17 protein-coding genes and 2 tRNA genes are annotated in these 17735 nt (G+C 73.1%); 13 read left to right on the forward strand and 6 right to left on the reverse strand.

What is annotated here, in order from left to right:
* Positions 1–296 precede the first annotated feature (296 nt).
* The 4 genes from ABL57_RS16600 to ettA all read left to right on the forward strand — a co-directional run bounded on the left by ABL57_RS16600 (position 297) and on the right by ettA (position 3675).
* Positions 297–527, forward strand: a complete 231-nt coding sequence (locus ABL57_RS16600) for a hypothetical protein (RefSeq protein WP_047804588.1) — start codon at positions 297–299, stop codon at positions 525–527.
* Positions 528–855: 328 nt separating this feature from the next.
* Positions 856–990 (forward strand): hypothetical protein, encoded by a 135-nt coding sequence (locus ABL57_RS23350; protein WP_256363822.1) that lies wholly within the window; start codon positions 856–858, stop codon positions 988–990.
* 320 nt (positions 991–1310) lie between these two features.
* Entirely contained in the window at positions 1311–1883 is a 573-nt protein-coding gene (locus ABL57_RS16610; RefSeq protein ID WP_047804590.1) for a single-stranded DNA-binding protein, read from the forward strand.
* Positions 1884–1992: 109 nt separating this feature from the next.
* Positions 1993–3675, forward strand: a complete 1683-nt coding sequence (gene ettA, locus ABL57_RS16615) for an energy-dependent translational throttle protein EttA (RefSeq protein ID WP_047804591.1) — start codon at positions 1993–1995, stop codon at positions 3673–3675.
* Positions 3676–3795: 120 nt separating this feature from the next.
* Here ettA and ABL57_RS16620 read toward each other — a convergent pair whose 3' ends face one another.
* The gene (locus ABL57_RS16620; RefSeq protein WP_047804592.1) at positions 3796–4686 is read right to left on the reverse strand and encodes an acyl-CoA thioesterase II; all 891 of its coding nucleotides are present in this window, start codon (positions 4684–4686) and stop codon (positions 3796–3798) included.
* 107 nt (positions 4687–4793) lie between these two features.
* Here ABL57_RS16620 and ABL57_RS16625 point away from each other — a divergent pair, with 107 nt between their 5' ends.
* Together ABL57_RS16625 and ABL57_RS16630 are read left to right on the forward strand one after the other, a co-directional pair.
* Positions 4794–5288, forward strand: coding sequence for a thioesterase family protein (locus ABL57_RS16625; protein WP_047804608.1), 495 nt, complete (start codon positions 4794–4796; stop codon positions 5286–5288).
* The gene (locus ABL57_RS16630) at positions 5285–5953 is read left to right on the forward strand and encodes a hypothetical protein (protein WP_047804593.1); all 669 of its coding nucleotides are present in this window, start codon (positions 5285–5287) and stop codon (positions 5951–5953) included. Before ABL57_RS16625 ends, ABL57_RS16630 begins: the two co-directional genes overlap by 4 nt.
* A 22-nt stretch (positions 5954–5975) precedes the next feature.
* Here the strand turns inward: ABL57_RS16630 and ABL57_RS16635 are convergent, their stop codons facing one another.
* On the reverse strand, positions 5976–6395 hold the full coding sequence (locus ABL57_RS16635) for a globin (protein ID WP_047804609.1): 420 nt from the start codon (positions 6393–6395) through the stop codon (positions 5976–5978).
* Between the two features lie 143 nt (positions 6396–6538).
* Positions 6539–9106 (reverse strand): aminopeptidase N, encoded by a 2568-nt coding sequence (pepN, locus tag ABL57_RS16640; protein ID WP_047804594.1) that lies wholly within the window; start codon positions 9104–9106, stop codon positions 6539–6541.
* Positions 9107–9321: 215 nt separating this feature from the next.
* On the opposite strand from pepN, the gene ABL57_RS16645 reads away from it, so the two are divergent.
* The 3 genes from ABL57_RS16645 (at position 9322) to ABL57_RS16655 (ending at position 11464) form a co-directional block, all read left to right on the forward strand.
* Positions 9322–9843 carry a ribose-5-phosphate isomerase gene (locus ABL57_RS16645; RefSeq protein WP_047804595.1) on the forward strand — a complete coding sequence of 174 codons (522 nt, stop codon included), beginning with the start codon at positions 9322–9324 and terminating at the stop codon, positions 9841–9843.
* Positions 9844–10734, forward strand: a complete 891-nt coding sequence (locus ABL57_RS16650) for an Fpg/Nei family DNA glycosylase (RefSeq protein ID WP_047804596.1) — start codon at positions 9844–9846, stop codon at positions 10732–10734.
* 88 nt (positions 10735–10822) lie between these two features.
* A complete protein-coding gene (locus ABL57_RS16655; protein ID WP_047804597.1) occupies positions 10823–11464 on the forward strand; it encodes a hypothetical protein in 642 nt (213 codons plus the stop codon).
* A 442-nt stretch (positions 11465–11906) separates the two neighbouring features.
* Here the strand turns inward: ABL57_RS16655 and ABL57_RS16660 are convergent, their stop codons facing one another.
* The 3 genes from ABL57_RS16660 to ABL57_RS16670 form a co-directional block, all read right to left on the reverse strand.
* The gene (locus tag ABL57_RS16660; protein WP_047804598.1) at positions 11907–12383 is read right to left on the reverse strand and encodes a hypothetical protein; all 477 of its coding nucleotides are present in this window, start codon (positions 12381–12383) and stop codon (positions 11907–11909) included.
* Between the two features lie 283 nt (positions 12384–12666).
* Positions 12667–14088: a site-specific integrase gene (locus ABL57_RS16665; RefSeq protein ID WP_047804599.1), complete on the reverse strand. Its 1422-nt coding sequence runs from the start codon at positions 14086–14088 to the stop codon at positions 12667–12669.
* Positions 14089–14205: 117 nt separating this feature from the next.
* Positions 14206–14276 (reverse strand) — tRNA-Gly (locus tag ABL57_RS16670).
* A gap of 215 nt (positions 14277–14491) precedes the next feature.
* Between ABL57_RS16670 and ABL57_RS16675 the strand changes: the two genes are divergently transcribed.
* The 4 genes from ABL57_RS16675 (at position 14492) to ABL57_RS16690 (ending at position 17704) form a co-directional block, all read left to right on the forward strand.
* Positions 14492–14564, forward strand: a tRNA-Pro gene (locus ABL57_RS16675).
* A 108-nt stretch (positions 14565–14672) separates the two neighbouring features.
* The gene (gene tig, locus ABL57_RS16680) at positions 14673–16109 is read left to right on the forward strand and encodes a trigger factor (RefSeq protein WP_047804600.1); all 1437 of its coding nucleotides are present in this window, start codon (positions 14673–14675) and stop codon (positions 16107–16109) included.
* Positions 16110–16299: 190 nt separating this feature from the next.
* The gene (locus ABL57_RS16685) at positions 16300–16965 is read left to right on the forward strand and encodes an ATP-dependent Clp protease proteolytic subunit (RefSeq protein WP_047804601.1); all 666 of its coding nucleotides are present in this window, start codon (positions 16300–16302) and stop codon (positions 16963–16965) included.
* A 61-nt stretch (positions 16966–17026) separates the two neighbouring features.
* Positions 17027–17704 carry an ATP-dependent Clp protease proteolytic subunit gene (locus ABL57_RS16690; RefSeq protein ID WP_047804602.1) on the forward strand — a complete coding sequence of 226 codons (678 nt, stop codon included), beginning with the start codon at positions 17027–17029 and terminating at the stop codon, positions 17702–17704.
* The last annotated feature ends 31 nt before the right edge of the window (positions 17705–17735 follow it).

Below are 17735 nucleotides of genomic sequence, written 5' to 3' on the forward strand. Positions count from 1 at the left end.
GGTCTGGCTGCCGGCGTGCGACGGCCTCCGCTGCGCGCGGCGCCGGTTCGTGCGGCCCGGGCACCGTCCGCCGCGTGCGGCGCGGAAGTGGGGACAGCCCGACTCGGTGCATTCGCATAAGTTAAGAGGTGTTCCGCGAGACGCGGCCCACCCGATCTCGTCCCGCCCTCGGCAGGGCGGCGAGCCGGGCGCACGATCCTCGCTCACTCCGGCGGCAGCTCGCCGGGGTGGCTGCTCCGGAGGGGAGACCCGGGGCGGCCAGGGCCACGCCTGCGGACCCGACCAGGGGAGGAACCATGAGCGTCACCATCATCCGGCAGTGGGTGGGCGGAGGGGCCCGCCACCACCACTACGAGACCGTCGAGGAGGCCGCGGAGGACACCAAGGACTTCATCGCGCGGCACGTCGACGAGGACATCGCTCCCGACCGCCTGGAGGCCATCATCCGCAGCGTCATCGACAGCCACTGCGTCCAGCTCGACACCCGCACGGGGGGCATCATCACCGGGCAGGGCCTCATCGTCTAGGGCACGCCGGGACCGGGCCGGGGCCGTGCAGCGCGGACCCGGTCCCGGCGTCCGCACTGCACCTGCGAGCGGTCACCCGGATCGGGCACCGGCATGGGACCTCGGTCCGCACCCGCCGTTCCGTCCGGAACTCCCGGGCCGGGCCCACGGCCGTGCGGGCTCCTGCCCGGACGGCCGCCGCCGGGGGAGGCCCGGACCGTGACGGGCCGTCCACGGCGCATCCACAGGGGCTCGCGCACCGGTAGTAGGGGTGAGGGCACCCGCGCAGGATGACGTCCGGCGGGCCACCGCCCGACCGGCCGCTGCGACGTTCATCGAGGTGAGCACGATGGCCCAGATCCGGCTCTGCCCGTGCGGGGCGCCACCCGTCCACGGGCCGTGGTGCTGGGCGTGCGCCCAGGAGCAGGAGAGGCAGCACCGCCCGCTCGGCGTGATCACCTGGGACACGGCCGACCTGGACTGAGGCAGCGCCGCCAGCCTGCTCGCCACCGTCCACCGGCCCGGTCCGCACGAGACCGGTCCCGGGCGGCCTCAGGTCGGCACGTATGGCAGCGGTTCCCGAACGTGAACGGCCGCGGACCGGTCCGCATGGCAGCGGCTCCGGAACCCGGGCGGCCGCGGGTCGGTCCGCACTGCACCGGTCACCGGACCCGGGGGCCGCGGTCCCGCTCCTCCACAACCGGGCCTCCGGGGCGGCGTCCCGGGCCGGGAGCGCAGGACCCTGGGTGCACCCCGACACCGGGGCCAGCCCGGCCGAACGGCCGCCGTCCAGAGGAGTTCCCGATGACCGAGCAGATCACCGTCCGCGGCTACGTGGCCACCGACCCCGAGTCCCGCAACCTGCCCGACGGCACCGTGGTGGTGACCTTCCGCCTCGCCTCCACGCCGCGCTGGTTCGACCAGCAGAGCTCGGCCTGGCGCGACGGTCACACCAACTGGTTCTCGGTGCAGGCGTTCCGCGCGCTGGGGCTCAACGCGCTGGCGAGCATCAAGAAGGGTCAGCCGGTGGTGGTGGTCGGCAAGCTGAAGGTCCGGTTCTGGGAGGGAGAGCACGGGCGCAACACCGCCGTGGACGTGGACGCCGTCTCCATCGGGCACGACCTGGCGCTGGGCACCGCCTGCTTCCAGCGCACCGTCACCTCTTCCCCGGCCGCGGAGCAGAACGGGGCCACCGGACCGGACGGGGAGAGCACGGCGCAGTCGGCCCCGGGGGAGGCGGCGGATGCCTCCGGGGAGAGCCGGGACCCGGCCGCGGACGACCCGCCGGCCCCCGAGGGCGTCGACCCGGAGACCGGCGAGATCCGTCCCGGAAGCGAACCGGGCCGCCGCCCGCGCCGGCAGCCTGCGACCGCCTGAGCCGCCCGCCCGGCCACCGCCCGCAGCCCGGCCGGGCAGGCGCGGGGCCCAGCCGTTCCCGCTCCGTCCCCGCCGGTGGGCGGGGACGGAGCGGGGTAGCCTTGAGGGCATGGCGGAATTCATCTACACAATGTCCAAGGCCCGCAAGACCGTGGGCGACAAAGTCATCCTCGACGACGTCACCATGTCCTTCTACCCCGGCGCGAAGATCGGCGTCGTGGGACCCAACGGCGCCGGCAAGTCCACCATCCTCAAGATCATGGCCGGCCTCGACCAGCCCTCCAACGGCGAGGCCCGGCTCAGCCCCGGCTACACCGTGGGCATCCTGCTGCAGGAGCCGCCGCTCAACGAGGAGAAGACCGTCCTCGGCAACGTGGAGGAGGGCGTCGGCGAGATCAAGGCCAAGCTCGACCGCTTCAACGAGATCTCCGAGCTGATGGCCCAGCCCGACGCCGACTTCGACGCCCTGATGGAGGAGATGGGCCGGCTGCAGGAGGACATCGACACCGCCAACGCCTGGGACCTCGACTCCCAGCTGGAGCAGGCGATGGACGCGCTGCGCTGCCCGCCGCCGGACGCCGACGTCAAGGTCCTCTCCGGTGGTGAGCGCCGCCGCGTGGCCCTGTGCAAGCTGCTGCTGCAGAAGCCGGACCTGCTGCTGCTCGACGAGCCCACCAACCACCTCGACGCCGAGTCCGTGCTGTGGCTGGAGCAGCACCTGAAGGACTACCACGGCGCCGTCATGGCCGTGACCCACGACCGGTACTTCCTGGACCACGTGGCCGAGTGGATCTGCGAGGTCGACCGCGGCCGCCTCTACGGCTACGAGGGCAACTACTCGGCCTACCTCGAGACCAAGCGCGCCCGCATGGAGGTGCAGGGCAAGAAGGACGCCAAGCAGGCCAAGCGCCTGGCCGACGAGCTCGAGTGGGTCCGCTCCAACGCCAAGGGGCGGCAGGCCAAGTCCAAGGCCCGCCTGGCCCGCTACGAGGAGATGGCCGCCGAGGCCGAGAAGACCCGCAAGCTCGACTTCGAGGAGATCCAGATCCCGCCGGGACCGCGGCTGGGCAACCTCGTGATCGAGGCGAAGGACCTGCAGAAGGGCTTCGGGGACCGCTCCCTGATCAAGGACCTGTCCTTCTCCCTGCCGCGCAACGGCATCGTGGGCGTCATCGGCCCCAACGGCGTCGGCAAGTCGACCCTGTTCAAGACCATCGTGGGCCTCGAGGAGCTGGACGGGGGCGAGCTGAAGATCGGCGACTCGGTGAAGATCTCCTATGTGGACCAGAACCGCGCGAACCTCGACGCCAGCAAGTCGCTGTGGGAGGTCGTCTCGGACGGCCTGGACTACATCAACGTCGGCAACGTGGAGATGCCCTCGCGCGCCTACGTCTCGGCGTTCGGGTTCAAGGGCCCGGACCAGCAGAAGAAGGCCGGAGTGCTCTCCGGCGGCGAGCGGAACCGGCTCAACCTGGCCCTGACCCTCAAGCAGGGCGGCAACCTGCTGCTGCTCGACGAGCCGACCAACGACCTCGACGTCGAGACCCTCGGCTCGCTGGAGAACGCGCTGCTGGAGTTCCCGGGCTGCGCCGTGGTCGTCTCCCACGACCGGTGGTTCCTGGACCGGGTCGCCACGCACATCCTCGCGTGGGAGGGCACCGAGGAGGAGCCGGACAACTGGTACTGGTTCGAGGGCAACTTCGAGGCGTACGAGGCCAACAAGGTGGAGCGCCTGGGCGCCGACGCCGCGCGGCCGCACCGGGTCACCCACCGCCGCCTGACCCGCGACTGACCGGCACTCTACGCGGACCGGGGGAGGCCCCGGCCGACGCACAGCAGGGGCCCGTCCGGCCGGGAAGAACAGTTTCCTCCCGGCCGGACGGGCCCCTGCGTCGCACCGGGGGCGGAGGAGCTAGGCGAACTCCGGGAAGCGCATCATGCCCTCCTGGGCGGTGGTGGCCACCAGCCGGCCGTCCCGGGTGAACATCCGTCCCACGCCCAGCCCGCGCGCCGAGGAAGCGTTGGGCGAGGACTGCACGTAGAGCAGCCACTCGTCGGCGCGGGCCTCGCGGTGCCACCACATGGCGTGGTCGAGGGAGGCGAGGTTCATGCCCGGCTCGATCCAGGTCTTCCCGTGCAGCCGCAGGATCGGCTCGAGCAGGGTGTAGTCGCTGGCGTAGGCCAGGGCCGCGCGGTGCACGTCCGGATCGTCGGGCAGCGGCTTGAGCGTCTTGATCCACACCGCGTTGAACGGCTCGCCGCGGGAGTCGGGCTGGAAGTAGATGGGCTCGGTGATGTAGCGCATGTCGAAGGGCCGTTCGTGGGCGATCGCCTGCGCCTCCGGGGCGTCGATGTGGCCCAGCAGCTCGACGGCGCTGGGCAGCGACTCGGGGTCGGGCAGGCTGCGCGGCGACTCGTCCTGGTGGTCCAGGCCTCGGGCGGGGACCTGGAAGGAGGCGATGGCCGAGAGGATGGCGCGCCCGTCCTGGTAGGCGTGCACCCGGCGGGCGGAGAACGAGCGGCCGTCGCGGATCCGCTCCACGCCGAAGGTGATGGGCTGCGACACGTCCCCGGCGCGCAGGAAGTACGCGTGCAGGGAGTGGATGATCCGCTCCGGCTCCACCGTGCGCATCGCGGCGGTGGCGGCCTGGGCCAGGACCTGCCCGCCGTAGACCCGGCCGCGGGCGGGGGAGATGGAGTGGCCCACGTAGATGTCCTCGAGGGTGCGGGCGCCGCCGCCGTCGGCGAGGTCCAGCATGTCGAGCAGCGCCTGCGTGGGGTCCGGGATGGGGCTGTAGGTCATGGGCTTCACTCTAGCCAAGGCCCCGGTCCTTCCCGCCGCCCGCCCGGGCCGCGGCGCGCTGTCGTGGCGCTCTCGCGGTGGTGGCCGGGTGTGATGGGATGGGGAGCATGTCTTCCCTGCTGATCCCCATCCAGATGCGCTTCGGCGACATCGACAGCTACGGCCACGTCAACAACGTCACCATGCTGCAGTACCTGGAGGACGCCCGGGTCCGGCTCATGTCCCGCGCGCTTCCCGAGGACGCCGCGGCGGGGATCCCGGAGGGGGCGTCGTTCCGCTCCCTGCTGGGGGAGCGGCAGACCGTGATCGGGCGCCAGGAGATCGAGTACACGGAGCAGCTGCTGTACCGGCCCGAACCGGTGTTCGTGCGGGTGTGGGTCTCCTCCGTGGGCGGGTCCAGCTTCGTGCTGGACTACGCGGTGCAGGAGGAGGACGGCTCGCGGGTCTACGCCGTGGCGCAGACCGCCGTCGTGCAGATCGACCGGCGCACCGGGCGGCCCGTCCGCCTGGACGGTACGCAGCGGGAGCTGCTCGAGCAGTGGGTGGATGCCCCCACCCGGTTCGCCCGCCGGCCCGCTCCCGCCGAGGCCCGAGCCCGATGAGCCGTTCTCTGCCGCTGACCGACCCGCGCGACGTCGCGGACCTGCGGACCTTCCTGACCCGCGCCCGCGGGGTGGACCCGCAGGGCGCGGTGCGCTTCCAGGCGCGCGGGCGCGCCGTGGGCGCGTACGTGTGCGTGCTGGAGCCCCACGGCCTGCTGGACCGCACGCCCACGGTGCTGGGGCTGCGCACCGCCGCGCTGGCCCGCGAGCACGACCTGGACGTCACGGTCCCGCTGGGCGGGGTGCTCGACCGGATGTCCCGGCAGGGCCAGGAGCAGGCCGAGGTGGGGCTGCCGCCGATGGACGCGGCCGTCTCCTGGGCCGGCATCGCCCCGCCGCTGAGCGGGTGGACGCCGGTGGGCGCGGTGGCCGGCGACGCCCTGCGCGAGACGGCCCGGGCGGGGATCGCCGAGGTCGCCCGCACGGTGCCTACGGACGCCGGAGCCGCCGTCGTGGACACCGTGCGCTCGCAGGTCTGGAGCCGCTCGTCGGGATGGGCCGAGGCCCTCGCCGGGCGTCTGGGCGGCGCCGCGGTGCCGGACGGCGCGGCGTTCGCGGCGTACTCGCTGGGCTTCCTCCGCCCCGGCGCGGAGGTCGCCGTGGCCGAGAACGGCCGCTGGGTGCGCCTGAGCACCCCGGGCGGCCACGTGCTCACCAAGCGCTGAGCCCGCCGCCGCGGACCCGGGCTCAGCCGGGACGGTTGATCATGGCGTGGGCGGCGCGGTCGAAGTAGTCCCAGATGATCCCGTCGTGCAGCGGCGAGAGCTCCAGGGTGTCCAGGGCCGCGCGCATGTGCTTCAGCCAGGTCTCCCGGGCCCACACGTCCACGGGGAACGGCATGTGCCGCATCCGCAGCCGCGGGTGCCCGCGCTGCTCGGAGTAGGTGGTGGGCCCGCCCCAGTACTGCTCGAGGAACATCCGCAGCCGCTCCTCGGCGGGGCCGAGGTCGTCCTCCGGGTACAGCGCCCGGAACCGCTCGTCCTCGGCCACCCGGGCGTAGAACTCGTGCACGAGCTTCACGAACGTCTCGTGCCCGCCGACCTGCTCGTAGAACGACGCCGACGTGCCCGCCTCGGCCTCCTGCCGCTCGTCGCCGACCTGCGGCACGGGCCGGCGCAGCTGGGACAGCGGCGCCCCCACCGAGAAGGACCGGGACCCGGGCGGGGCCGCGGCCGCGGGGTCCGTGCGCGGGGCGCCCCCGGGCTCACCGGGGGACTCAGGAACGGGCCCGGGCGGCCTCTGCTCGTCGCTCATGCCCGCGCCACCTCGTACCGGGCGTCCACGGCCTGGCCGCGCACCGCGCGGGCGGTGGCGTCGCGCTGCTCGAGCACGAGCCGGCGCAGCCCGTGCAGGTCCTCGGGCAGCCCGGCCAGGAACGCGTCCGTGGCGTCGACGGTCCGCTGGGCGGGGATGTTCGGGTACATCCCCACGGCGATCTGCTGGGCGAGCTCGTGGGTGCGGGTGCGCCACAGCTCGGGCATCGCCGCGAAGTACCGCTCGGCCCAGGGCTCGAGCAGGGACGGGTCGGCGGCCGTGCGGAACCCGTCGATCGCCGCCTCCTGGATGGAGTTGGGCAGCGAGCCCTCCACCATGATCTGCTCCCAGACCCGCGCCTTGGCCTCGGCCGTGGGGACCGCGGCGCGGGCGCGGGCCGCGGCGATGGCGCCGTTCTCGGTGTTGTCCTCGGCGAGCATCGCGTCCACCGCCTCGTCCCCGAGGCGTCCTCCGGCGCACAGGGCGGTGAGCACGGCCCAGCGCAGGTCGGTGTCCATCGCCAGGCCCGCCAGGGACCGGCTCCCGTCGAGCAGCTGCTCGAGCACGTCGAGCTGCTCGGCCGTTCGGGCGTGCCGGGCGAAGGCCCTGAGGAACTGCAGCTGCTGGTCGGACCCGGCCCCGGCCTCCTCGGTGAGCCGCCACAGCCGGTCGGCGGCGTCCTGCTGCACGGCCTCGCGCACCGGTTCGGCCACGTAGCCCTCCAGCACCGTCTCCAGCCGGCGCAGCTGGACCTGGATGCCGGTGGAGTCCGTCTCGTGGGCGATGTTGCCCAGCACGAGCTCCACGTATCGGCGGGCGGGGGTCTCGCCGTCGTGCACGCCGTCCCACACGGAGGCCTGGACGAGGGCCCGGGGCAGGGTCTGCTCGAAGTTCTTCAGGTGCGTGAGCGCGGTGTCCAGGGAGCACTCGTCGAGGCGGATCTTCGCGTAGGCGAGGTCGTCGTCGTTGAGCAGCACCAGGTCCGGCAGCTCCCGGCCGACCAGCTCGGCCACCTCGGTGACGGGCCCGTCGACGTCGAGCTCCACCCGGTGGGTGCGCACGAGCTTGCCCTGCTCGCCGTCGTGGTCGTAGAACCCGATGGCCAGCCGGTGCGGGCGGAGGGTCGGGTGCTCCTCGGGGGCGGTCTGCTCGATCCGGAAGGAGCGGATCACCCCGTCCTGGTCGGTCTCGAGCACCGGGGTCAGGGTGTTCACCCCGGCGGTCTCGAGCCACTTGGCGGACCACTGCTCCAGGTCCCGGCCGCTGGCCTCCTCGAGCCGGACCATGAGGTCCCGCAGCTCGGTGTTGCCCCACGCGTGCTCCCGGAAGTACCGGTTCAGCCCGGCCATGAACTGCTCCTGGCCGACCCACGCGACGAGCTGCTTGAGCACCGAGGCGCCCTTGGCGTAGGTGATGCCGTCGAAGTTGACCAGCACGTCCTCGAGGTCCCGGATCTCGGCCTTGATGGGGTGCGTGGTGGGCAGCTGGTCCTGCTCGTAGCCCCAGGACTTCTCCCCGGCCGCGAAGGTCGTCCACGCGTCCGTGTAGCGGGTGTGCTCCGCCGCGGCGAGGGTGGACATGAACTCGGCGAAGGACTCGTTGAGCCACAGGTCGTTCCACCAGCGCATGGTCACGAAGTCCCCGAACCACATGTGCGCCAGCTCGTGCAGGATCGTGATCGCCCGCCGCTCCACGCGCGCCTGCGTGGGCCGGGAGCGGAAGACGTAGAGCTCCACGAAGGTCACCGCCCCGGCGTTCTCCATGGCCCCGGCGTTGAACTGCGGGACGAAGAGCTGGTCGTACTTCTCGAAGGGGTAGGGCATCCCGAACTGCGCCTCGAAGAACTCGAAGCCGCGCTTGGTGATGCCGAACATCTCCTCCGCCTCGACGTGCTCCATGAGCGAGCGCCGGGCGTACAGCCCCAGCGGCACCGTGCGCCCGTCGGCGCTGACCAGCTCGTCGTGCACGGAGGCGTAGGGGCCGGCGATGAGAGCCGTGACGTAGCAGGGCACCACGGGCGTGGGGGAGAAGGACCACGTGGCCGCGCCGGGACCGGCCGGCACGGGCTCCGGGGTGGGCTGGGTGGAGACCACGGTCCAGTGCGCGGGGGCCGTGACGGTGAACGCGAAGCGCGCCTTGAGGTCCGGCTGCTCGAACACGGCGAACATCCGGCGGGTGTCCGCCACCTCGAACTGGGTGTAGAGGTAGACCTCGTCGTCGACCGGGTCCACGAACCGGTGCAGTCCCTCCCCGGTGTTCATGTACCGGCAGTCCGCCTCCACCGTCAGCACGTTCTCGTCCTGCAGGCCCGGCAGCTGGATCCGCGCCCCGTCGGAGACCTCCGCGGGATCCAGCTCCCTCCCGTTGAGCACCACGGAGTGCACCGTGTCGGTGATCGCGTCGATGAACGTCGAGGCGCCCGGGACAGCCCGGAAGCGCACGGTGGTCGTCGAGCGGAAGAGGCGCTCGCCGCGGGTGAGGTCCAGGACCACGTCGTAGGCGTCCACGGCGACGGTCTCGGCCCGCGTGGCCGCCTCCTGGCGGGTCAGGTTGGTTCCGGGCACTTCGGTGCCGTCCTCTCGTCGGGGGCAGGGGGCGCCCACGGCCGGTGGGCCGCAGGGATTCCGTCCATTATGTCAGCCGGGTCACCCTCCCCGCCGGAGGACGTCCCGGGCCCGGCCCCGCGCGCCAGCCACTACGCTGGTGGGCGGCCGGTCCGCGCCCGCGGATCCCGCCACGATCCCGCCCCGTTCCCGCGAACCCCAGGAGCACGCCGCCCATGCGCGTCCACATCGCCACCGACCACGCCGGCCTGGACCTCTCCCGCTACCTGGTCGAGGAGCTCGTCGCCGCCGGCTACGACCTCGTCGACCACGGCCCCGCCGAGTACGACGCCCTCGACGACTACCCCGCCTTCTGCATCAGCGCCGCGCGCGCCGTGCGCGAGGACCGGGAGGCGGGCCTGGCCTCCCTGGGCATCGTCCTGGGCGGGTCCGGCAACGGCGAGCAGATCGCCGCCAACAAGGTCCGCGGGATCCGTGCCGCCCTCGCCTGGAACCTGGACACCGCCCGGCTGGCCCGCCAGCACAACGACGCCCAGGTCGTGGCCGTCGGCGGGCGCCAGCACCCCCGGGAGGAGGCGCTGGAGATCGTCAAGGCGTTCCTCGCGGAGCCCTTCTCCGGCGAGGAGCGCCACGCGCGGCGGATCGGCCAGGTCGCCGAGTACGAGGCCACCGGGACCGTGGCGCGCCGGCTCGAGGAGCTGCGCCCGCGGGAGTTCCCCGCCGCCCGGGAGGCCTGAGTGCCGGAGGGTCACTCGGTCCACCGGCTGGCCCGCCAGTTCGCCGGCTGCTTCGTGGGCCAGTCCCTGGCCGTCAGCTCCCCGCAGGGCCGGTTCGCGGAGGGGGCCGCGGCCCTCGACGGCGCCGTCCTGGAGGGCGCCCGCGCCCACGGCAAGCAGCTGTTCCTCGACTTCGCCGGGGACCGGGTGCTGCGCTCCCACCTGGGCCTGTACGGGGCGTGGAGCTTCGGCGGCACCGAGAGGTTCCGCGGGGCCTCCTCCATCGGGGCGCCGCGGCGGATCGGCGAGCGGGAGGCCGGCGACGACGCCGCCGCCCCCACCGGCCGGCTGCGTCCGCCCGCGCCGGTGGGCGCGGTGCGGGTGCGCCTGGTCGGCGACGAGGGGTGGGCCGACCTGCGCGGGCCCACCCTGTGCGTGCTCGAGAGCCGCGCGGATGCCGAGGCCGCCCGGGCCCGGCTGGGTCCGGACCCGCTGGACCCCGGCGCCGACCCGGAGCCGTTCGTGGCCGCCGTGCGGAGCAGCCGCCGGCCGGTCGGAGTGCTGCTCATGGACCAGGCCGTGCTGGCCGGGGTGGGCAACATCTTCCGGGCGGAGTCGCTGTTCCGGTGCGGGGTGGACCCGCTGCGGCCCGGCCGGTCGCTGGACGAGCGGACCGTGCGGCGGCTGTGGGCGGAGAACGTCGCCCTGATGCGCGTCGGCGCCCGGCTGGGGCGGATCGTCACCACGGACCCCGCCGACCGTCCCGGGGTGGACGAGACCGCGGCCCGGCCCGAGCACGCCCACTACGTCTACCGGCGCGCCGGGCAGCCCTGCCGGCGGTGCGGGACCCCCGTGGCGACCGGGGAGCTGGCCGGCCGCGGCCTCTACTGGTGCCCCGCCTGCCAGGCCTGAGCCGCCCGCCCTGGGCTGCCGGTCTCGGGCCGCCGGTCCTGGGGCCCCGGCCGTGGGCCGCGGGCTCGGCCGGGGATATCCTGGTGCCATGTCCGGCTGCTGCGGCCCCGCGAACTACGCGAGCGTCTTCGGGCCCCGGGTGGCCCGCGGGCTCGCCGCCCGGTACCGGCTGCGCGGCCCGGACCGGACCACCCGCCGGCTGCTGGACCTCCTCACCGCCCAGGGCGTGGACGGGGCGTCCGTGCTCGAGATCGGCGGCGGGGTGGGCGAGGTGCAGCTGGAGCTGCTGCGTCGCGGCGCGGCCCGCACGACCAACCTCGAGCTGGTGGACTCCTACGAGACCGAGGCGGCCGCGCTGGCCGCGGCGGCCGGGGTCGATGGGCGCACGGTGCGCCGGCAGCTGGACATCGCGGTGGACCCGGGAGCGGTGGCGGCCCACGACGTCGTCGTGCTGCACCGGGTGGTGTGCTGCTATCCCGACCACGAGCGGCTGCTGGCGGCCGCGGCCGACCACGCGCAGCGGCTGCTGGTGCTCAGCTTCCCGCCCGACACCCCGGGGATCCGGGCGTCCCTCGCCCTGGTCAACGCGTTCTACCGGCTCACCGGCCGCTCGTTCCGCAACTACCTGCACCCGCCCGAGGCGATGCTGGAGGTGCTGCGCGCCCACGGGCTGCGCCCCGTCCACGCCCACCGCGGTCGGCTCTGGCGGGTGGTCGGCCTGGTCCGCTGACCCGGCCGCGACCCGCCCGGCGAGCGGGCGGGCGGGCCGGGCGCGGGGTGCCGGCGTCGCGCCGACGACGAACGCCCCGGTCCGAGCGGTCCGGGGCGTTCGGGCACAGGAACGTGCGGGGAGGGGATGACGGGAATCGAACCCGCGTAATCAGTTTGGAAGACTCCTGACGCATCCACTGTCTTGCCTGGTCAGAGGGGCCTGGGTGCCCTGACCGTGGCCTAAATTGGCCTTACTGGTCCGCACTATACCCCACCAGTCCGCACCACATGGGCCACGTTAGGCCACGGCCACGCCGGGGACATGTGAACGGTTACGGACGGCGCGGAGGCCTAATGCGGAAGCGCGACCGTCCGTGCCCGATCGGTCTCAGCTGCGCAGGCGCCGGCCTCACCGGCGCCGGGACAGGCCACCGCCCGGCCGGGCCCCGGAGGGCTCGGAGTCATTCGACCGGCAGCAGATACACCGACAGCACGCTGGCGAGCAGCCCCACGGCTGTGCCCAGGGCGACGGCCAGACCTTGCCGCCAGTAGCCGGAGAGCTGTTGAACGACGATGAGTTCCAGGGTCGTGTCGTCGCCTCGGCTCACGGACTCCTCCCAACTTGCCAAGGTGACGACAGGGAGTCCGGCGTCTTCGAATTCCCGCCGGTGCTGTCGATCCAGCTCTTGCCGTTCGTGGCTCCGTCCCCAGGCCACCGATGCATCACTGGGGTACTCGGTCGGGCCGTACTCGCGCAGGAACGTGCGCTCGGCCTCGGCTTCCTGGGCGGCGTGGCGTTCCGTCAGGGTGCGGCGCATCTCCTCGCGGCGCTGGATGCGTCGCATCTCGTTCCTGAGGCGGAACCAGGCGGTCACGAGACCGGCGATCTGGAGGACAGCTCCGAGGGCGTACAGCGCGGCAATGATGAAGGCAGTCACCGCACCAGCGTGCCTCACGAATGCGCGCAAACCTGGTAAGGCGGCCTGGGGGCGGTAGACGTCACGGACTTCGTTCCGGGCAGTGCTCCGGAGCGGGGAAAGGCCGCCGGAACGGTTCACGGACCCCCGGGAACATGGCAGGGGACCGGAGCCGCCCAGCGGCCTCGGGACGGCTCCGGTGGCCTCCGGTGCCGTCCGGGGGTCAGCGTAGCTCGGAGGGCGGACAGCCTAGCGAGGGTGCGGGACAGAGACCGCCGGGGCGGTAAGTGGGCGACGGGGCGGCTCAGGCGCTGTGCACCAGGCGCAGGTGCGATCCGCGGACGGTGGGCGGCTCGGGTGTGGGGTCGGGTTCGGGGGTGTGGCCCGGTGGTGGTGTGGGGGTGGCGAGGGTGTCGAGCTGGGCGGCGATCCACTGGTCACGGCTGGTGGAGGCGTGCTGGTAGAGCGCTGCGGCGCGGGTGGTGGAGTGCCCGATCCGGCGTTGCAGCTCGGCTTGGGTGGCGCCCGAGACGGCGGCCAGGGTGGCCCCGGTGTGGCGCAGGTGGTGCCAGGTCACGTCCTCGCGGCCGATGGTGGCCCGGGCCGGGGCCATGATCCGGGAGCGGGCCGCGGCGTGCACGGGGGCGCCGGTGCCGGTGGTGAACACCAGCGCGTCCGGGGTCGGGCCGGTGTGGGTGGCGAGGTGGGTGGTGAGCTCGGCGGCGACGGTGGCCGGCAGGGCCACGGTGCGCCGCCCGGCGGCGGACTTGGGCGGGCCGGTGGTGATCGGGCGGCCGGGGACCTCCACGAGGGTGCGTTCCACGCGCACGGCGGTGCCGGCCTCGGCCACGTCGGCCCGGCGCAGGGCGAACAGCTCTCCGGGGCGCAGCCCGGACCAGGCGGCCACCAGCACCGCGGCGCGGTAGCGGGGTGGGACCGCGGCGGCCAGGGCGGCGACCTCGGGGACCTCCAGCGGGCGGCGTTCGGGGTGCACGGCGGTGCCGGCGCCCTTCACCTGGGCGGGGTTGGTGGCGATCAGCCCGTCGCGGACGGCTTGGCCCAGCACGGTGCGCAGCAGCCGGTAGGCCTGGGCGGCGGCGGTGCGCCCGGCGTGCGGGTCGGCCTGAGGGGGCGGGCCGGCGGTGGTGGGGCACCCGGCCGCGCTCCAGGCTGCCAGCACGGCGGCGGGCAGCTGGCCGGTGGCGGCCACGGGCAGCCCCTCGGCGGTGGCCCAGGCCCGTGCCGGGTGCCCGCTGCGCCCCGGGGCGGCGGTGGTCGCGGTGGCCGCGGCGTGGGCGGCTGCGGTCACGGCGGTGTGCCACTGGCGCACCAGCCCGACCGACAGCCCCGACAGCGGCAGCGGGCCCAGCTCCACCCGCTGCGCCCCGGTGCCCACGGCCGGGACGATCCACCGGGCGGCGGTGCGCTGGTAGAGGTCCAGGGTGCGCGGGCGCAGCTGCGTGGTGGCGTCGCGCAGGTAGGCGGCCAGGTAGTCCGCGACGGTGGTCGTCGTGGGGATCACGGCCAGCGTGTTCCCGCGCAGCAGCTCGGCGTGGACCTGCACGAGGTAGGCCTCGGCCTCGGAGCGGGTGGCGAAGGTGGTCGGCCCGGTCCGGCGAGTCCCGTCCGGGCCGGTGAACCGCACCCGGAACCGCCCCGAGGGCAGCACCGCCACCTGACCGAACGAACTACGGGGACGACGGGGGGTGCGCGAGCGGGTGGCCATGATCGGACCTTCCCGGCCTGCCTAGGCCACGTTAGGCCACGATGGAGGGCAAACCGGGGTGGGGGAGTCGCTGACTCCTCCTCAGAAAGCATCGTCTGACGTGCAACGATGCGAGAGAGGGGATGACGGGAATCGAACCCGCGTAATCAGTTTGGAAGACTGAGGCTCTACCATTGAGCTACATCCCCGGCGCCCGCTCGTGGCGGGCCTTTCCATTAACCGGCCCGGCGCGTGCGGTGTCAAATCACCGGCCGCCCTCCCCGTGCCGGGGCCGGCCCGGGGAGGACCCCGCGGAGCGGCCGCGGCGGGCCGAGGTGCGGGCCCGTCCGCCCAGCCGGTAGACTCGCCGGTGGTCCGTGCCCGTGCACCGGACCGCAGTCGTTGCAGCCGAGGCTGCAGGTACCGGGGCGTAGCGTAGTGGCTAGCGCGCCTGCTTTGGGAGCAGGAGATCGCAGGTTCGAGTCCTGTCGCCCCGACGTTGGAGCGGCTGCCCGGCCCATCGGGCAGCCGCCTCTCCGACTGTCCCGGGCCGGAGCACGGCCCCAGAACACCCACCCGACCTACCACTCAGGAGTGCAGCGGAAGTGAAGAGCGCCGTCGAGAAACTCAACCCGACCCAGGTCAAGATCGTCGTGGACGTCCCGTTCGCGGAACTGAAGCCGTTCATCGACGAGACCTACAAGTCGCTCGGGAACCAGATCCAGGTCCCCGGCTTCCGCCGCGGCAAGGTCCCGGCGCGGCTGATCGAGCAGCGCGTGGGCTTCGACTTCGTCGTCGAGAACGCGCTCAACGAGGGGCTGAACACCTTCTTCCAGCAGGCCCTGACCGAGAACGGGATCACCCCCCTGACCCAGCCGCAGGTCGAGGTCGTCGCCAAGCCGGACGAGACGAACCGTGAGGCCGACACCAAGGTCGAGATCGACGTCGCCGTGCGCCCCGAGATCGAGCTGCCCGACTACAAGGGCCTCGAGGTGGAGGTGGACGCCCGCGAGGCCTCCGCCGAGGACGAGCAGAAGGCCCTCGACGAGCTGCGCGGGCGCTTCGGCACCCTCAAGACCGTGGACCGCCCGGCCGCCGAGGGCGACTTCGTCACCCTCGACCTGCAGGCCCTGGTCGACGGCGAGGAGGTCGACGCCGCCAACGACCTGTCCTACCAGGTGGGCGCCGGCACCATGCTCGACGGCATGGACGAGGCCATCACCGGCCTGTCCGCGGGGGAGGACGCCACCTTCGAGACGAAGCTCGCCGGCGGCGAGCACAGCGGCGAGGACGCCACCGTCAAGGTCAAGGTCACCGCCGTGAAGGAGCGCGAGCTGCCCGAGGCCGACGACGAGTTCGCGCAGCTGGCCTCCGAGTTCGACACCATCGAGGAGCTCAAGGAGGACCTGAAGAAGCAGGCCGCCGAGGGCACCGTCGTCGAGCAGGGCGTCGAGGCCCGCGACAAGGTCCTGGAGAAGCTGCTCTCGCTGGTCGAGATCCCCGTGCCGCAGGCCGTGATCGACGAGCAGATCGCCCAGCACTTCGACAACCCGCAGGCCGAGGCCGACCACGACTCCCCGGAGCACCGGGACGAGGTCCGGAAGAACGCCGAGGACGCCTTCCGCAACGAGATCGTGCTGGACGCGGTCGCCGAGGCCGAGGAGATCGGCGTCGAGCAGTCCGAGCTGATCGACTACATCATCAACATGTCCCAGCAGTACGGCATGGACCCGAACCAGTTCGCGCAGCTGCTGGACTCCTCCGGCCAGGCCGGGCTGATGGTCGGCGAGGTCCGCCGCCGCAAGGCCCTGGCCAAGGTCCTGGAGTACGCCACGGTCACCGACACCGAGGGCAACGCGGTGGACCTCTCCGAGTTCGTCCGCCCGCAGGGCGAGGAGCAGGGCGCCGAGCAGCAGGCCGAGGAGGTCGCCCCCGAGGAGACCACCGCCGCCCCGACCCCCGGCACCGACGAGGAGTCGGCGGACTCGCCCGAGTCCCCGGAGTCGGCCGATTCGGCGGACTCCGCGGACTCGGCCAAGTGAGGTCCTGAACCCCGCGCCGGAGGCGCCGTCGTTCCCCGGAACGGCGGCGCCTTCGCCGTCGCCGGGCCCGCCGACGGCGACCATGCGCCATCAGCGAACAACCCCGGCGCGGACCGGTTCCGGCGCGGGCCGGGCACTAGTGTTCTGTTCAGAGATCACCGGACCACACGGACGAAAGAGGCACTGTTTCATGACCTCCGCTCACGAGTCGCCGTTCGGCTCGACCCACGCCACCTCCACCGCCCCGCGCCTGCAGGGCGGCGCCCCCATGGGCGGCCAGGACGACTACGTCTACAACCGGCTGCTCAAGGAGCGCATCATCTGGCTGGGCTCCGAGGTGCGCGACGACAACGCGAACCTCATCTGCTCCCAGATGCTGCTGCTCTCGGCCGAGGACCCGCAGGCCGACATCTTCCTGTACATCAACTCCCCGGGCGGCTCCGTCACCGCGGGCATGGCGATCTACGACACCATGCAGCTCATCCCGAACGACGTCGTGACCGTGGCCACCGGCCTGGCGGCCTCGATGGGACAGTTCCTGCTCTCCTCCGGCACCAAGGGCAAGCGCTACGCGACCCCCAACGCCCGGATCCTGATGCACCAGCCCTCCGGCGGCATGGGCGGCACCGCCTCGGACATCCGGGTGCAGGCCGAGCTCATCCTGTCGATGAAGCAGCGCCTGGCGGAGCTCACCGCCGAGCAGACCGGCCAGAGCCTGGAGACCATCCTCCGCGACAACGACCGGGACAACTGGTTCGACGCCCAGCGGGCCCTGGACTACGGCTTCTTCGACCGCATCGCCAGCTCGGCCGGGACCATGACCGGCGGCGGCGGGACCATGAAGGACCAGGACTAGGACCTCGGCGGTCCCGCCCCCACGACCCGGCAAGCACCCCAGACTCTCGAGGATCTCAACGATGACCTACACCTACGGACCTTCGTCCACGGCCGGTTCCGCGGCCGCCCTGCCCACCAGCCGCTACGTGCTCCCCGACTTCGAGGAGCGCACCCCCTACGGGTACCGCCGGCAGAACCCCTACACCAAGCTCTTCGAGGACCGGATCATCTTCCTGGGCGTGCAGGTCGACGACGCCTCGGCCGACGACGTGATGGCCCAGCTGCTGGTGCTCGAGGCCCAGGACGCCGACCGGGACATCACCATGTACATCAACTCCCCGGGCGGGTCGTTCACCGCGATGACCGCGATCTACGACACCATGCAGTTCATCCGCCCGGAGATCCAGACCGTGTGCCTCGGGCAGGCGGCCTCCGCGGCCGCCGTGCTGCTGGCCGGCGGCACCCCGGGCAAGCGCCTGGCGCTGCCCAACGCCCGCGTGCTCATCCACCAGCCGGCCATGTCCGGTCAGGGCGGCGGGCAGGCCTCCGACATCGAGATCCAGGCCAACGAGATCATGCGCATGCGCGAGTGGCTCGAGGAGACCCTGGCCCTGCACTCCGGCAAGAGCGCCGAGGAGGTCAACCGCGACATCGAGCGCGACAAGATCCTCACCGCGGCCGCCGCCAAGGAGTACGGGATCGTGGACCACGTCCTGGAGTCCCGCAAGATCCACAAGCCCGCCACCGTCACCGTCTGACGCGCGGCACCCGTCCCGCCGGAGCCCCGGT

The organism is Kocuria sp. SM24M-10, from assembly GCF_001027955.1.
Taxonomy (GTDB): Bacteria; Actinomycetota; Actinomycetes; order Actinomycetales; family Micrococcaceae; genus Kocuria; species Kocuria oceani.

Excerpts from the sequence above, each read along its gene's own strand:
- ABL57_RS16600 (WP_047804588.1), top strand. The coding sequence starts at position 297 with ATGAGCGTCACCATCATCCGGCAGTGGGTGGGCGGAGGGGCCCGCCAC.
- ABL57_RS23350 (WP_256363822.1), top strand. The coding sequence starts at position 856 with ATGGCCCAGATCCGGCTCTGCCCGTGCGGGGCGCCACCCGTCCACGGG.
- ABL57_RS16610 (WP_047804590.1), top strand. The coding sequence starts at position 1,311 with ATGACCGAGCAGATCACCGTCCGCGGCTACGTGGCCACCGACCCCGAG.
- ettA (WP_047804591.1), top strand. The coding sequence starts at position 1,993 with ATGGCGGAATTCATCTACACAATGTCCAAGGCCCGCAAGACCGTGGGC.
- ABL57_RS16620 (WP_047804592.1), bottom strand. The coding sequence starts at position 4,686 with ATGACCTACAGCCCCATCCCGGACCCCACGCAGGCGCTGCTCGACATG.
- ABL57_RS16625 (WP_047804608.1), top strand. The coding sequence starts at position 4,794 with ATGTCTTCCCTGCTGATCCCCATCCAGATGCGCTTCGGCGACATCGAC.
- ABL57_RS16630 (WP_047804593.1), top strand. The coding sequence starts at position 5,285 with ATGAGCCGTTCTCTGCCGCTGACCGACCCGCGCGACGTCGCGGACCTG.
- ABL57_RS16645 (WP_047804595.1), top strand. The coding sequence starts at position 9,322 with ATGCGCGTCCACATCGCCACCGACCACGCCGGCCTGGACCTCTCCCGC.
- ABL57_RS16655 (WP_047804597.1), top strand. The coding sequence starts at position 10,823 with ATGTCCGGCTGCTGCGGCCCCGCGAACTACGCGAGCGTCTTCGGGCCC.
- ABL57_RS16665 (WP_047804599.1), bottom strand. The coding sequence starts at position 14,088 with ATGGCCACCCGCTCGCGCACCCCCCGTCGTCCCCGTAGTTCGTTCGGT.
- ABL57_RS16685 (WP_047804601.1), top strand. The coding sequence starts at position 16,300 with ATGACCTCCGCTCACGAGTCGCCGTTCGGCTCGACCCACGCCACCTCC.
- ABL57_RS16690 (WP_047804602.1), top strand. The coding sequence starts at position 17,027 with ATGACCTACACCTACGGACCTTCGTCCACGGCCGGTTCCGCGGCCGCC.